Annotated in this window: 15 protein-coding genes; 2 read left to right on the top strand and 13 right to left on the bottom strand. The window is 42.8% G+C overall.

Annotated elements, in window-relative coordinates; translation table 11 throughout:
• Positions 1-109: 109 nt before the first annotated feature.
• From V7K46_RS20990 to V7K46_RS21020, 7 genes are all read right to left on the bottom strand, one after another.
• Positions 110-874 (bottom strand): caspase family protein, encoded by a 765-nt coding sequence (locus V7K46_RS20990; protein ID WP_335116449.1) that lies wholly within the window; start codon positions 872-874, stop codon positions 110-112.
• Positions 843-1,154 (bottom strand): caspase family protein, encoded by a 312-nt coding sequence (locus tag V7K46_RS20995; protein WP_335116451.1) that lies wholly within the window; start codon positions 1,152-1,154, stop codon positions 843-845. The genes V7K46_RS20990 and V7K46_RS20995 overlap by 32 nt, the downstream gene beginning before the upstream one ends.
• Before the next feature lie 200 nt (positions 1,155-1,354).
• A complete protein-coding gene (locus V7K46_RS21000) occupies positions 1,355-2,545 on the bottom strand; it encodes a sensor histidine kinase (protein WP_335116453.1) in 1,191 nt (396 codons plus the stop codon).
• 173 nt (positions 2,546-2,718) lie between these two features.
• Positions 2,719-2,913: a hypothetical protein gene (locus V7K46_RS21005; protein WP_335116455.1), complete on the bottom strand. Its 195-nt coding sequence runs from the start codon at positions 2,911-2,913 to the stop codon at positions 2,719-2,721.
• A gap of 97 nt (positions 2,914-3,010) precedes the next feature.
• Positions 3,011-3,154, bottom strand: coding sequence for a hypothetical protein (locus tag V7K46_RS21010; protein ID WP_335116457.1), 144 nt, complete (start codon positions 3,152-3,154; stop codon positions 3,011-3,013).
• Between the two features lie 306 nt (positions 3,155-3,460).
• Positions 3,461-4,165 (bottom strand): hypothetical protein, encoded by a 705-nt coding sequence (locus V7K46_RS21015; RefSeq protein WP_335116459.1) that lies wholly within the window; start codon positions 4,163-4,165, stop codon positions 3,461-3,463.
• A gap of 115 nt (positions 4,166-4,280) precedes the next feature.
• Positions 4,281-6,266: a heavy metal translocating P-type ATPase gene (locus V7K46_RS21020; RefSeq protein ID WP_335116461.1), complete on the bottom strand. Its 1,986-nt coding sequence runs from the start codon at positions 6,264-6,266 to the stop codon at positions 4,281-4,283.
• Positions 6,267-7,023: 757 nt separating this feature from the next.
• Here V7K46_RS21020 and V7K46_RS21025 point away from each other — a divergent pair.
• Positions 7,024-7,407 carry a hypothetical protein gene (locus tag V7K46_RS21025; RefSeq protein WP_335116463.1) on the top strand — a complete coding sequence of 128 codons (384 nt, stop codon included), beginning with the start codon at positions 7,024-7,026 and terminating at the stop codon, positions 7,405-7,407.
• Between the two features lie 278 nt (positions 7,408-7,685).
• Here the strand turns inward: V7K46_RS21025 and V7K46_RS21030 are convergent, their stop codons facing one another.
• The 5 genes from V7K46_RS21030 to pipX all read right to left on the bottom strand — a co-directional run bounded on the left by V7K46_RS21030 (position 7,686) and on the right by pipX (position 13,541).
• Positions 7,686-10,361: a DEAD/DEAH box helicase gene (locus V7K46_RS21030; protein ID WP_335116465.1), complete on the bottom strand. Its 2,676-nt coding sequence runs from the start codon at positions 10,359-10,361 to the stop codon at positions 7,686-7,688.
• A gap of 134 nt (positions 10,362-10,495) precedes the next feature.
• Complete coding sequence (gene proC, locus V7K46_RS21035) at positions 10,496-11,344, bottom strand: pyrroline-5-carboxylate reductase (protein WP_335116467.1); 849 nt, start codon at positions 11,342-11,344, stop codon at positions 10,496-10,498.
• 266 nt (positions 11,345-11,610) lie between these two features.
• On the bottom strand, positions 11,611-12,213 hold the full coding sequence (locus tag V7K46_RS21040; protein WP_335116469.1) for a cell division protein SepF: 603 nt from the start codon (positions 12,211-12,213) through the stop codon (positions 11,611-11,613).
• A 384-nt stretch (positions 12,214-12,597) separates the two neighbouring features.
• Positions 12,598-13,266 carry a YggS family pyridoxal phosphate-dependent enzyme gene (locus V7K46_RS21045; protein ID WP_335116471.1) on the bottom strand — a complete coding sequence of 223 codons (669 nt, stop codon included), beginning with the start codon at positions 13,264-13,266 and terminating at the stop codon, positions 12,598-12,600.
• Positions 13,263-13,541: a transcriptional coactivator PipX gene (pipX, locus tag V7K46_RS21050; protein WP_109010971.1), complete on the bottom strand. Its 279-nt coding sequence runs from the start codon at positions 13,539-13,541 to the stop codon at positions 13,263-13,265. Before pipX ends, V7K46_RS21045 begins: the two co-directional genes overlap by 4 nt.
• A 93-nt stretch (positions 13,542-13,634) precedes the next feature.
• Here pipX and V7K46_RS21055 point away from each other — a divergent pair, with 93 nt between their 5' ends.
• On the top strand, positions 13,635-13,760 hold the full coding sequence (locus tag V7K46_RS21055; protein WP_334793841.1) for a hypothetical protein: 126 nt from the start codon (positions 13,635-13,637) through the stop codon (positions 13,758-13,760).
• A 238-nt stretch (positions 13,761-13,998) separates the two neighbouring features.
• On the opposite strand, the gene V7K46_RS21060 is transcribed toward V7K46_RS21055, so the two are convergent.
• Positions 13,999-15,537 carry an anthranilate synthase component I gene (locus V7K46_RS21060; protein WP_335116473.1) on the bottom strand — a complete coding sequence of 513 codons (1,539 nt, stop codon included), beginning with the start codon at positions 15,535-15,537 and terminating at the stop codon, positions 13,999-14,001.
• Between the last annotated feature and the right edge of the window lie 108 nt (positions 15,538-15,645).

Below are 15,645 nucleotides of genomic sequence, written 5' to 3' on the forward strand. Positions count from 1 at the left end.
GAAATAGTATAAACAAACACCAATTAACTGAATATCTCTATTTTCCTTGTTTTCTACGTGGGGAAATCCTGATTTGCATTTGCCAAATAACTGTATATTTACATAAGTCTCATAATTGCAATGCAGACTCAATTTTATCCAGTTCATCGCCAAGATGTGCCAGTTTTGCCTCTTCATCAAGAAGCTGCTGTTCTAATTGAAACTTAACGGCGGTACCAGCCTCAATTGCTACAGCTTTTTTCATCTGCTTAAACTTCTCGCTGCGGATGTCAAATTCTGCTTGAAGTGCGTCTAGTTTTTGTTGCGATCGCCGTCGCCCTCCAGGAGTTAAGCTAGTAGCAGATGGGCTAGTTTCAATAGTTGCCGCTTCACCAGGCAAAAATTTACTTCCACCTGCGTAATAGCAAAAGGGAAAATTATCGCCTAAATCCAGTACTTTATTTACAAACGGGTGCTGCGGCCCTGATGCTCTTTTTGGCACTTGGTCAAACAAGTAAACTAAAATATCAAGAATACGTGCATAGCCATCCTTATTCACCGCTGCTTTCCCTTGCAAGGCTGACAATAAGCAATCTGTGAAAGCACTGTAGGGTTGACCCGTGTAAGAATATTCGTCTTCTCGCGAAGAAGCAACCACAACTCGACCGCTTCCTGTTCCTAGCACATTTAACAGTTCCGGGGGTAAAGGTGATTTTACAAAGGTTTCTCCTGGTTCCTTCAAAGCTGGAACGCCACCAGCATGACAGCAATCTAATAAAACTACAAGTTTACGCGCTGTAATTGCTTCAATCTTTTGGGTAAATTCTACACCTGAGATAGCTGTGTCTGCGCGTTGGCTGGGGTCAATAGCCGAACGGTACAAGGAAGTATTCATTGGTGCGCTGGATGCGTCCACCATGACCAGAGTAGTAAATGATGACAGTTGCATCAGGATTTTGATTGACTTGGGCGATGATTTCGTCAAAGGCTGCGAGGATATTTTGCCGAGTTGCAGAGGTTTCGGTTAGCAGTGTGACTTGTTCTGGTGGATAGGCGGCGCGACTTGGGTCAATCAGTATATCTTTTAGGGCAGTTGCATCTAGTACAGTGACAGGTAAATCTGCACCTACGCCAATAAGTAATGCATAACCGTTGGTAAAAGTTTGATTTGTCATGCGGTGGGTGAGGAATGCGATCGCCTTTTATACTCTATAACTTGTGGAGAGGTGCGATCGCATCCCCTTTGACAGAACTGGTTACAGGGGAGTGCGCCGCAGGCGCACTCCCCTGAACGGTTACTATTTATGTATAATTTATTTTTCCGAATGATTTAAATTGCTAAATCTTAATTACGAATTACGAATTAGTATTATATCTAAGCGCTCAGTTCTGATGGCAAAATGACTGTAAATGTAGAACCTTTTCCTAGCTGTGAATTTACTTTAATCTCGCCATGCATTAACTGGACAAATTGAGAGACTATTGCTAAACCTAATCCTGTACCATCAATACTTTGTACTTGGGGATGAGTTACAGCACGAAAATAGGGATTGAAGATTTGTGTTTGAGCCTCTGGGGAAATACCAATACCACTATCAGTAACAGAGATAGCCCACTGCTGTTGAGATTCCATCCAGCACTTTAAAAGAATTGAACCTGTTTGTGTATAGCGAATTGCATTACTCAGCAAATTGGTAACAATTTGCTGAAGCCGGAGTGGATCTGTAGTAACTTGCTTGGGAGCGCAATCATAATCAACTACTAAAGATAGTTCTTTGGCCTGCGCTAGCGGTTCAATCATCTCTATAACTAAGTTGATTAAATCATGTACATCAGTGAGAGTTGGCTGCAATATCATTTGCCCGGTATCATAACGCGAAATTTCTAGAGTATCGTTGATTAAACGGACAAGAAGCCTACCATTCTTGAGGACTCGCTCGATACTTTCAAGATTTGTATAAGAATCCTTAAGTTCTGGTTGTTGACGCTGCTGACGTAAAAATAAGTCTGCGTAACCAATAATTGAAGTTAGGGGCGTTTTCAGTTCGTGAGCCAAGTGAGATAAACCTTCTTTACCGGCACGAACTAAACGAGTTAGTTCTTGGTTAGTCAACTGCAACTGACTTTGCAGTTGTTTAAACTCTTGTATTCGCCCTTGAGTGTAACTGTGAAAACAACGGGCGATCGCTTCATCAATTATCATATCAATCAGGCGAACCGCCCGTAATACCTCTTGCGGAGACGCATTTAATAAATCTTCTTCTAAATAAGAAAAAATCACAAGTCTAAGTAAATGATACTCTCGTGCAATTTCTGCTGGCTCAAATCCTTGTTCAGCACGAAGTGTGCCGTGTTCCAGGCTTGCATCCACTACCGTCTGTAAATCGCTGGTTACTGATTCAGAAAGTACTGTTGCTAATGCTTTCAAAATGCGCGGTAAGCTATCTTGTACAGCTTTAAAAGTTAGCTCTTTAGTAGCTTCGATTTGTTCATCTTGGTAAACTGCTTTTACCCATTGTTCAACAATGACATCACTTTTGTGACTTAGAGTTTGACTAAAATCCATCTTATGCTCAATCCAAGACACTAAGCGGGAAGTCCCTTTGGCTAAAGCTAGCTTAGGCCGTTTAAGCTAATATTGGCAAGTGAGGCAGGACTCACGCAACTGGCACAAAGGTTTCGGCAACTGTGCCGCAAAATAGATAACAGAAAACTGTAAAACCCTTTCGGGATCTAACTTTAAATCATATCTCTAATCACCGAAAACCTGATAAGTGATCCGTTTGCTCCAACACTCTGAAAATCTCCCAAAACATCGGAAATATCTGAGATGGTTCTACCTCGTTGAGCAAATTCTCGGATACGCTTATCGCTTGGAATCTGATGCACACCAAACAGGTTTTGGGCATTATTATGTTCTTTGTTCTCTGCCATTGAGCGTTGATAAGCGAGAAAACAAGGGGTTTGTAGTAAAAAACAGAATAGACGCGCTTAAAGTTGCGTCAGTATCTGATGTGAATTAGAAAGGCTCCTACTTAATAAGTCTTAATAAAGCTCGTTCGAGATCATCAAGCTGTTGAGCCAATTCGTTTAGTTCAGCTTCAGTTTGTTCAATTTGCTTTTCTAATTGCAAGCGAATGAGAGTATCTGCTGCAATCGCATAATCGCGACGCAACCTTTTTACCTTCTGGGCTACGAGTAATGTTCTTGTAATGCATGGCGTTTGTTCTGTAGATGCTGCTCAGAAGACATGCAGGTACTTTTTGAGTCAATAATCTTTACTCAACACGAATAGCCAGATTATCGATCTAGCAATCTGGTTTACTGTATTTGATTTCAATAGCTGAAACATCATTGCGACATTAGATGTCACTTATGCAATTTCTTGTGTCAGTAATTTACCAGTTCCAGACTTAGTATAAGAACGCCGTCTCCATAGTCCTTCTACGCCCTAGCAAGAAAACAAATGTTTAGCATACCACTACTCACTTGGGTTCAGTACAACAATAATTTCTGCTAGCCTGATTCCCAGAGGTTTCCAGTGGGGATTGGTGGAGGAAAAAGTACTGTCCCCAGACACCGCTTGGTAGTCATTGGGGAACTTTTCGTAAGCATTAGGAGCAGCATCTACTTGTAAAATTAGTTTGCCCTGATAGCTGGATAATTTACTACTATCCAACAAAATCGTGCCGCCGTAATCCCACGCCAATCCATAAAGTTTAAAATTACCTAATTTCTTGCGTAACTCGCTCAAAGGGATTCCGACACCGATACCTTCGCGGGTTTTCCAAGCTGAACCCAGGTTACGCACATCTAGAGGTTGAGTACGAGTATTATCACTCCAGACTACCAAGAGCGTAGATGCGGAGCAGCTTGTCGTTAGACATCGCCCCTGATTTAGATTTACCTGCGTAGCTGCAAAACTACCCATTCCTTCAGCACCAGAAATAGTTTTATCAATGAGATGGGATGCACCAAACAGCTTCACTAAATCTTGCTTGGTGGTTTTGCGTGTAATCGGCCCCACTCTTTCCCCAGGAACAATCAAGGTGTCTGTTAATGGTTGCGATTTAGCAACAGTCACTGGATGATTGATTTTCTGGGGTAGTGCAAAGGCTGGGTTTGCTGAATAGTTTAGCAGTAAAGCTAAAGTAGCTGTAGCAATGCCTTTGATTGATGAATTCATGGGTTCCATTTGGGGTAGTAGAATATGAGTGAGAAGCGTTAAATAAATAACTCCTTACTCTTTAGTTTTAACTTCTACAATTTCCCAATTAGGAATTCCTGATTTCCCAATAATTTTATTTCATCGCTCTAGTTGCATTGAAAATTGCAAGCAAAGCTACTCCGACATCAGCAAAGACAGCTTCCCACATTGTCGCTATCCCGAAAATACCCAGTCCAATAAATATAGCTTTAATTGCTAAAGCAAACCCAATATTTTGCCAAACAATTTGCCTTGTTTTTCTAGCAATTTGTATTGCTTCTGCCACTTTTGATGGTGCATCTGTCATGATCACAATATCAGCAGTTTCTATTGCCGCATCTGAGCCTAACCCACCCATTGCCATGCCAACATCTGCTCTAGCAATCACTGGCGCATCATTAATACCATCCCCAATGAAGGCAACTTTACCATGCTTGCCGGCGCTGCTGAGTAACTTCTCAATGGCATTGACTTTTTCTTCAGGTAATAACTCTGCTTCGTAAGTATCTATGCCAAGCTGTTGAGCAATCCGGGAGGCGATCGCTTGATTATCTCCTGTCAACATTACTGTTTTCTCTACACCCATTCGCTTGAGTGCTTGAATAGCGTGTTTCGCATCTTCTTTGAGTTCATCAGCAATAACAATATACCCAGCGTAAATATTATCCACTGCTAGATGAATAACTGTTCCCTCTAACTGGCAATTATCATGAGCAATATTCTCTCTATGCAATAGGCGATCGCTTCCCGCTATTACTACTTGATTTTTAACCTTGGCCCTAATTCCATAACCTGCTATTTCTTCATAATCTCTCACATCTAATGCATCGATTTTTTCATCAGAAGCATTGCGGATAGATTGGGCAATAGGATGATTTGAATGCGATTCGACTTTGACTGCCAATTGCAACAATTCTTGTTCATTAAAGCCATTTTGCGGTACTATTTTTGATACTTGAAATACTCCTTTAGTTAACGTTCCGGTTTTATCAAAAACAACTGTATTGACTGCATTTAAACTATCTAAAAATGTAGAGCCTTTAACCAAAATACCACGTTTAGCAGCACCTCCCACACCTCCGAAGTAACCTAATGGAATACTGATAACTAGTCCACACGGACAGGAAATAACTAATAAAATTAAGGCCCGATAAACCCATTCTGAAGAAGTTGCACCAGAAATGAATAAAGGAGGTAACAAAGCAACTGCTAAAGATGTAAAAACTACTATTGGCGTATAATATCGGGCAAATTTAGTAATAAATTTCTCTGTTTCTGCTTTTTTACTTTTGGCATTTTGTACCAAGTCTAAAATCTTAGCAATGGAAGATTCATCAAAAAGTTTTGTTACTTTAATGCTGAGAACACCCATTTTATTGATCATCCCAGCCAAAACTGTCTCGGATAGCCTCACCGTTCGCGGCACAGATTCTCCAGTTAATGCAGATGTATCAACTTGCGAATTACCATCTATAATCTCACCATCTAAGGGAATTTTTTCTCCCGGCTTGACAACGATAATATCCCCAATCTTTACTGTTTCTGGCGATACTTTCTTGAGTTCTCCGTCTATTTGGATATTGGCATAGTCTGGGCGGACTTCTAATAAAGCTTTAATAGAATTACGAGAACGACTAACGGCAATATCTTGAAACAATTCCCCAATTTTATAAAATAGCATGACTCCGACAGCTTCGGGTAATTTATGAATTGCGATCGCCCCTAATGTCGCTACTGCCATCAAAAATGTTTCATCAAATACTCTACCTTTGAGTATATTGCGCCCAGCAGTTTTTAAAACACTCCATCCACTTAATAAATAAGCAGGGATGAAAAGTAAATATTCACCTATTGAGTAGAATGTATTATGTAATTGATTTTCAAAAATTACACCAGGTGCATATAAACTTAAAATCACTACCAAAGGTAATACCTCATTTTTCAGATTGAATTCTCCACCGTGGTCGTGATCATGGTTATGATTCTCATCATGATGATTATGAACATGGTTATGATTCTCGTGATGGTCATGTTCACAGTTGGAACAACCTGATGATTCTAAATGTACTTTCTGCTTCATTTTTTCTGTTGAGGCTAGTAAATTACTTGATATATGAGCCTTTTTCCAAATGTAATCAAAAAAAGAAGTTTTTACAAGTTGATAATTTAAGAATGAGAATCTATATCAGATTTATTATTAAATATTTGTCCTATCTTTTGGTTAAAATCAATATTTTTAATTTTGTAAAGATAGCCATATTAGTTTGCAATTGTATAGAATAATATCAGATATAGTTTTTGTTTGTAGTCAGCGATTTATCGCTTTGCATAAGATTTTAAAGGGCTAGAGCCACTGACTACGAGTTTCAATTTAATTAAGCCCTTATACTTACATCAAGCAAACAATCACTATCTTGGGAATATCAGAGCTATTTCATTCTTATCTAGCTCACTTCAAAATGAATTCATCAGTTTAATAGTGAAAGTCGTTTAAAGACGACTGAGAAAAGGTTATAGTCCGTTAAAACGGACTTTAGTTATTAGACTGGAACTTGAGTTATAGACGGTTTATGTATATAACGAAATAGAACTGTAAGGAATATACAGCAGATTGAAATTTTGTGAAGTACACAACTTAGGTTAGGTATCAAATTTAGACATAAAGCCTGTTTGCCTTGTGAATTCTGCTGTAGCAACTACTTTATGCTCAAACTGGGTAGATATGGAACTTTCTTGAGTAAAAAGTGTCAAGCTAGCTATTCTTAGGGAAAATTCACTTGAAGTTTGAAAGTGAATATAATACCCTAAACTAGTAGACAATTTTCTCAAGGAAATCTATGAACAAAAAAATTATCCTGAATTTGCTTTCCAGTTCCTCTATTTTTGTATCGATGATGTCTACGCTGGCGGTATTTCATCCTGCCCATGCTAGTACTAGTATTACACAGAAATTAATGCACACACAAGACGGTCGTACCTGTATCACTAACCCACATGGGGCAAAAGATTTTGTGTGCATTCGAGATTCAGAGAGAAAGCAACCGTATACCTCATCTACACGTTCCTCAACAATTGTCACATCAGTATCAGATCAGAATATTGCCATGTTGAATTTTACTGATGCGGAAAGCGATCGGGCAATTCAGTTATTTGGATGCGATTGTCCATTGTGTATAAATTCTTTACGTCAGTTGCAGGGTACTGGAAACCTGGTTTATTAGGATTGAAAAGCGTTGACAGGGATTATAACTTCTGTTATTTACACGTGATTAATTACGTATAAAACATATACGAAACCAAAAAAGCACTTTTAACCACTTACCACTACTATTTTTTGGTCAAATTTAAATTCATTGTTGGGGCAGTTTGTAGCACTACTTCAAAGACCTCAAATTAATGTTGATGAAGAGGACGGACATAGAGAAAAAGAGGCAAAGATGGACAGAAGCTTTTACGCAAAGAAATTATCAGATACTCTCTGTGCGTAAGAGCGTTCTGTTCATTCAACCACCTCATTCACAGGGAATCTATCAATCAACTGCATCGCCCGATGGGCATTACGCTGGAAAGAGTGTGGCAAATGGGGAACGTGGGGTATTTGCGATAATAAATCCAACGTCCGCCGTAAAATTCTCACTACATCGCCTTCATCCAAGGTGGTGTTCTCGCAGAGTTCTGTCCACTCCATTCCTAGCGCCCATTGTTCCACTATGGCAATTAACTCAAATTCCAACCATATAGGCAGCGCTACGTTATACCGCCGTTGTCGGTGGAACATTTGGTGACGAATTCCCCGCAATTTTTTCAAGGCTTCTGCCACTTCATTACTAAGCTCAAAGTTAACCTTGCTATCTGGACGAGGCGTTTCCATCACCAAAGCGGCGGCGGCAGCGGCTAAATGGTGTGGATCTAAGTTGTCCAATTCACCATTAGCGAATACTAAACCCAACCACAATTCATTCTCCCCTCGAATGGCGGCAGCGATTCGCCCTAATTCTGTGGGGACTAAGTTATCTAAAGCGCCAAAGTGTTGCAGAATTGAAATTAAATTGAGAAATTCTTCCCAATGACGTTGTGACTGTTGCTCTACTTGCTCTTGCAACTGTTCGAGTTCGGCTTCTAGTTCCACATAGCGGGCGCGACGCTTGAAAAGCGTGGCAGCATTGCCTGATTGATGTAAGGGATGAGCTTCTAATTGCTCTTGGATGGCGGCAGTGCGACTGAGTTGTTCTGTTACTTCTGGTGCCAGATACAAAGATTCTATCGGATTGGGAATACGTCCAGCGATCGCAAAGGTTTCTTGACTACCACGGCGCGACTGTCCTGGTTTCAAGGGCATCTCTGGCGGTGGTAGTACATCAGGTGGCACCTCAACTCGCGGCAGTTCGGCATACAAATCGACTACATCCCCTGTTGTTGCTACATACCAGCGGTTATCGTGTCCCAAGCATACCAAGTAAGGAGCTTGACCAGAACTAGGCGATTTTCCCACTAAGATTGCGGTTACAGGTGAAGGCACTGTGATATTTTTGCCTTTAAGACTCAACAGAGTTCCTGAGACTGCAAAGCCCAACATCATCCCCAATTCTTGTTGTCTATCATCCTGCGCTTGCTCTTGCAGGGTTTTCAATATCTGGCGTTCCACTTTTAGGCGTTGCCGCAATTTCTCGTAAACAGCCAGTTCATTTTCATCAACTGCGGCGATTTGCTCATGAAGTTGAGCTAATTGTGTTTGTAGTTCGGCAATCTCATCGTATTCTGGTCTTAAATGCAAGGTGGCCATGTACTGCCCAAAGCTGCGTTCTATGAGTTCCCTGGTTTGCTCTAGGGTGTGGGTTTGCAGCAAATTGAGTACCATGCCATAACTGGGCGTAAACTGGCTTACTAAAGGGTCTGGCTTGGATGTTCCCAAATACGCGGCTTCTTTGGCTCCTTCAAAGGGAGTTTGGACTGTCACCACATGACCTTGTTTATCCATCCCCCGGCGGCCTGCCCGTCCCGCCATTTGCAAGAATTCGGAAGCATTCAACAGGCGGTGTCCAGTGTCGGTACGCTTGGAAAGGGTAGAAATTACCGTTGTCCGGGCAGGCATATTAATTCCTGCTGCTAGTGTCTCGGTGGCGAATACTACTTTTATCAGCCCCTGCTGAAATAGTTCTTCTACCAATGCTTTCCAAGCAGGCAAAATTCCGGCGTGGTGGGCGGCAATTCCTCGGTATAGGGGTGCAATTTGTCCAGAACGCCCTGCTTCGGGATTGCGGACTAAAAAGTCATCAATCTGTTGGCGCAAAATCTGGGACTCTTCATTATTTACCAGCCATAAATCACCCACTTCTGCCACCGCTTTATCACATCCCCGGCGGCTGAAGATAAAGTAAATCGCTGGTAGCATATCCCGTTGCTCTAACTGGCTCAAGGTATAAATGATGCCAGGAGCCTCAGGTCTACCACTTCTCCCCTTCTCTCTTTCTCCCCCTCTCCCCTTCTTCTTCTGAAGGCGGGGGTTAATTTTGGTTTTGCTATCATTCAGCAGGGGAAATAACCCTTTGGGATTGCAAAAGTGAAATTCTAAGGGGACTGGGCGAAAATCGGAGTAAATCAGGTCTGTTGGGCCGTGAACGCGATTTAGCCAGTCGGTGAGTTGATCGCTGTTGGCAACAGTTGCTGAGAGGGCTGCCAGTTGCACTTCCCGAGGACAATAGATGATTGATTCTTCCCAAACTGTACCGCGCTGGCGATCGTTCATGTAGTGGCACTCATCAAGGATCACGGCGTCAACGTCTACTAATGAGATGCCAATTTGCCCAATGGGTGTGCCATATAGCATATTTCGGAAAATTTCTGTAGTCATCACCAAAATCGGTGCATCCCTGTTAATGGAAGCATCTCCAGTTAACAGTCCGACTTGATCAAACCCAAATTTTTCTCGAAAGTCACGTAATTTTTGATTCGATAGCGCCTTTAGGGGAGTAGTATAAAATACACGTTTTCCTCGCGACAGGGCGCGATAAATGGCGTATTCCCCGACTAATGTTTTGCCCGAACCTGTGGGGGCACACACGACTACGGAGCGTCCGGCGTTCAGGGACGCGATCGCTTCTTTTTGAAACTGATCCAGTTCAAAGGGAAATATAGACCCTAAGTCAAGTTCTGGAGACGGCGCAGGATAATTCACTCAATCACATTTGCAACCAGATTGATTACTATACTAACGAGTCTTTGTCAACTTCGTTAGGCTATGAGTTAGGAGTTAGAAGTTAAAATTCATAACTCCTGTACAGACGCGATTAATCGCGTCTACTCATAACTTTATTTTCCCAGTTCTTGCGATCGCTCTGTGGCAGCTTTTACTGCTTCAATTAAAGCTGAACGAAATCCTGCCTGTTCTAGCTTGGCAATCCCCGCAATGGTTGTACCACCAGGACTGGTAACCCGATCTTTGAGTTCTGCTGGGTGCAGTTTGGTTGACTCCAACAGTTTCGCTGTGCCCAATACGGTTTGCAAGGCTAGTTGATTGGCAATTGTTCTAGGTAAACCTGCGGCTACTCCGCCATCAGCAAGTGCTTCTACCAAGAGCGCCACGTAAGCCGGGCCGCTACCAGATAGCCCTGTGACTGCATCCATCAGCCCTTCTGATACTTCCACGACTTCCCCGACAGCAGAAAAAACTTGCTGTGCTATTTGGTGGTGCTTGGGGCTGGTGTATGCACCTAAACAAATCGCAGTAATTCCCGCCCCTACAGTTGCTGGGGTGTTGGGCATTGCTCTAATAACTGGCAATTGCACAAATGCAGCTTCTAGCTGGCTTAAAGGCACACCCGCCAAGATGGAAATGATCAGCGGTGAGTGTTCTCTATTCAGAAGATTAATATTTGCTAATTCTTGATTCTGAATATTAATATGTGCTATTTCTTGAGCAAGCGCGCTGAACACCTGCGGTTTCACTGCCAAAAAGACAACTTCTTTTGCTTGGGTGAAAACCTGGCTATTATCTGTCGTCACAGCAACATCATATTGCTGTTTTAAAAAATCTAGGCGTGAAGGTAGCGGTTCGCTAACTATGACTTCTGATGATTGATAAATTCCACGCACAAGCAGGCGGGATAACAGCGCTTCTCCCATCACCCCACCACCAATTAAGCCAAATTTTATAGTCATTGATCATTAGTCATTAGTGAGCCAACGCTCTTACTGGGGGTTTCCACGCCACTTGCTTTAAGCCGGGGAACCCGTCCACCGCAGTAGCTCCCCATGAGTGAGTGGCGTTAGCGTTAACGCAGCGTCTCTAAGAGTTGCGGTAGCATTAGTGACTGTGCGTAGCGTCACCCGTAAGGGTCATTAGTCATTAGTCGTTTGTCATTTGTCATTATGATCAAAACCCACGACAAATGACAAAGGACAAAGGACTAACAACTAATTTAACTTTATTGTGCCATCCGGTTAGTTTCGTTGCCCCAGGTTTGATTTGGAGAACCTGTAGGACGAGAGGGACGGGCTGGCGGTTGTGGTACTTCATGAAGAACGCCACCCTGGGTGCTAACTTGGACACAGCTTGGCGTAAACAAGAAGATGCTCTCACCGATGCGCTCTTGATGTCCATCTAGTGCGTAAGTACCACCTGCAACAAAATCTACTGCTCGTTGAGCTTGATCTGGGTCCATAATTGTCAGATTTAATACTACTGACTTGCGTTCTCGCAGCGCTTGAATTGCCTGGGGCATTTCTTCAAAGGTGCGTGGTTCGAGGACTAAAACTTCCGAAATTCCGTTAATTGCTCCTGGCATACCAATCACATTCCCCATTGGCTTTGAACCTGCTGCTATATCATCTCCCATTGTAGGCACTGGTTCCCGCCAGCGTCGATTTTGAGCGGTTGCGCTCTCTTGTGGTGGTGGTTGGGGATTTTCTTGCTGATACAGATTTTGGTAATTATTATTATCTGTTTCTGGTTCTTCTTCGTAATACTCGTATTCCACTTGCTCATTTAGACCCACAAAGTCTCTGAGTTTGGAAAAGATGTTGTTCATTGTGTGTGTACTTTCCTGGTGCGAATAGCCTGTTTTAACTTGGCTTAGGATTGATTGAACTAGGAGCGATGCCAACGGCGGTAAACTACGCTACATCGGTGGATATTTCAGCAAGTGTTTTGCTATTTGTAGTTTATACTACGGGTTTTGGCGATGAACTGACACTTATTGGAAAGGTCTGTGCATCGCCTAAACATAATAATGAGTCAAGATTATATCCTAAGGTTTGTCCGAAGGTAAGTTCTTTATACCCCATTTTTCCTTGGCGATTGCTCTTGTCAATACTATATCCTTTGTTTCCAATTGCACCAGTCTGTTACAAAATTCTTGTCATCAAATCCTGATCTCTATTAATACTGACCTCCAAGGCTGATGATCAACAGGCTAAGAGCGATCGCCAAACAATATTGTTCCTAATCGTACCATCGTTGCACCTGCTTGCACTGCCAGTTCGTAGTCGCCTGACATACCCATAGATAGTTGCTGCATTTTAATGTGTGACCAGTTTTGCTCCTGGATTTCCTTTGCTAGCTCACGATTGAGATTAAACACATTCAAAATTTCCGCAGCATTTAATCCTGAAGGCGGAATTGTCATCAAACCTTGAATTTGTAAACTTTTGTATTGATTGAGTGTGGGTAAATCAGCTAAAAGTTCTGGCACATTCCAACCGGACTTGTTGGGATCGGGGAGAATTTTCACTTGCAGGCAAACCTGGGGACTCACTCCTAGCTGTTGCGCCAATTGATCTAAGCGCTGTGCCAGCTTCAAGTTATCGACGGAGTGAATCCAAAAGAATTGCTCGATGGCTTTTTTAGCTTTATTGCTTTGCAAATGTCCAATGAAGTGCCAGGTAATATCCGGTAAGTCTTGCAACTCGGCTTGTTTGCTGGCGGCTTCTTGGATACGACTCTCCGCAAAATCACGAATTCCTGCGGCATAGGCAGACCGAATGGCCTGGGCAGAAACTTGCTTGCTAACAGCAATCAATCGGACTGAAGTTGGCAGTGAGGAGCGAATGGAAACAATACGTTCGGAAATCGAACTGCTCATTGGAAGGTGCGTTGGAAAACACTCTGAAGCTGATCGTACTCCTGAGATTGTCCACTGCGACGCAGGGTACGTAAGCGATTTTCCAACATCATTCTAGCCTCAGTCCGTCCTAAAGACTGGAATTTAACACCTTTAACGTCATTTGCTACCAAAAAAAATAAGCGCTGGGCATAAAGTGTGGTGAACAAATCCTGGTTCTCGTCAACCATACAGATTTTGTAGAGTAAACCCCAAGTTGGATGGTTTATGTAAGTTTCTGCGTTTTCTGGATTCATTTAAGAGTCAAGGTGGGAGTATGTATATCTTTTCGCAGTGAATTCCAAACATTCAGACGATAATACCAACATTCGCCTGAATATTTGTTTAAAATGCAAAACTGCGGTTACGAAGACCTTGATCTAGTTCCTAATGGGCAGATGAAGCTAGTGGTAGTGAAGCGAAATGGTACAACAGAAGCCGCAAAGCGTAGATTCTACAGAGTAGAGGCTGGTTGATAAACATCACCATCTGCTTTGGTGATTTCAATTTACCAATCTGTAGGGATAAGGCACAAAATAGTCCTGATCCTGTTGTCGAAGTTCGGCGTTGCCAGGAAAAACACCCTTTGAAGTTCCCAACGGTAACAGCGAACTTTTCAACTTCTTTCTATACTGCCACAACTGTCGCCCAATGGCACAAAATAGCTAACAGAATAAGGGAGTGGAGAGTGGGGACAGCAAAGAAAACTATCTTCTATTGATTATCTAGCATTTTCAGCGCTGCAAGTTGTGCCTGAGCTTTGTGCAGAGATTCATACCATTCTTTCTCAGGATCGCTGTCTGCGACAATTCCTGCACCAACTTGTCCCCAGACAATGTTGAGTGCTGAGTGCTGGGGGATGAGTCTTGAGTGGGGAGATGAGAGAGATGAGGAAGATGAAGAAAAATTTACTCCCCCTGCCTCCCCTGCCTCCCCTGCCTCCTCTGCTCCCCTACCTTCTTGAAACGCGGGAGCTAATAGCAGGGTGCGGATTAAGATATTTAAATCTAAATGACCACGCCAATCTAAATAGCCACAAGAACCGTAGAACAAGCTGCGCCGCACGGGTTCTAATTCTTCAATAATTTCCATGCAACGGACTTTAGGACAACCTGTAATTGTGCCACCTGGGAACGTGGCGCGAATCAAATCAATGGTAGTACATTCGCCTTTTAAAGTACCTTTGATGTTGCTGACAAGATGCATCACATGGCTATATCGCTCAATTGTCAGCAATTCATCAACAGCAACCGTTCCCCATTCACAAACTCGCCCTAAATCATTGCGTTCCAAATCCACTAGCATGATGTGTTCTGCACGTTCTTTAGTGTTGCTGAGTAAATCTTGGGCCAGTTGCATATCTTGTTCTGGAGTGACACCACGCGATCGCGTTCCGGCGATCGGTCTGGTTTCGGCTTGCCGATTTTGCAACATTACTAACCGTTCCGGCGAACAACTGATCAGTTCCCCCCAAGGCGTTTGCCAATAGCTGGCAAAAGGAGAAGGATTGATTTTTTGCAAGGCTTGATAAATTTCCCAACCAGAAGCCGATGTAGACGCTTGAAATCGCAATGAAAGATTTGCCTGAAAGATGTCTCCGGCTTGAATATATTTTTTCACCTGGTTGACAGCTGTTTCATAATCTGCCTGAGATGTCAAAAATAGGGGGAGCGAAGAGGACACGGGGATGCAGGGACAGGGAGACACGGAGAATTCTTTCCCCGCGTCTTTCTTTGCTAACTTCTTTTCTAACTCATCAAGTCCACTTGCATCACTGGCGGCTAGCCAAAGAATTTGTTGTGCATGATCCAAAACGGCAAAACAATCTGGTTCGTACCAAAAAGCTATGGGAAAGGGGAGGGGATCAATTTTATTATGGGGTAACTGTTCAATTTCCCATGCCACATCGTAGCCTAGCCAACCCAACCAACCGCCAGTAAAGGGAAGATGGGAAGCAGGGGGAGTAAATTCCTCCTCATCTCCCGCTACTCCTTGCTGTAACAACTTTTTTAGGAAGGGAAAAACCTCTCCTACTTCTGGTGTCCACATCTGTGGGATGCCATCTACTATGCGAGGAGCGCCTGTACAGATAGAATATTGGTTGAGTTGGGGATGATCGATTGGCGTTGGATAGGGACTTTCTAGTAGGGTAGCAATTCCCGGGGCGGCAGTGCGGCGAAAAAGAGCAGCAAAAACTTCCGAACCTGTGCGCTTTTCTAAGGGTAGCGATCGCCAATACCAAGGCTTGGTCATACTGTTTAGAAGCGTTGTCAATAGTTAGTTAACAGTTTTCAGCAGTGAGTACAAATAACTACGACTACTGACCCTTGACAAAATGCAATTATCTATTACCTATTACCA

The organism is Nostoc sp. (assembly GCF_036917395.1).
Taxonomy (GTDB): domain Bacteria; phylum Cyanobacteriota; class Cyanobacteriia; order Cyanobacteriales; family Nostocaceae; genus Nostoc.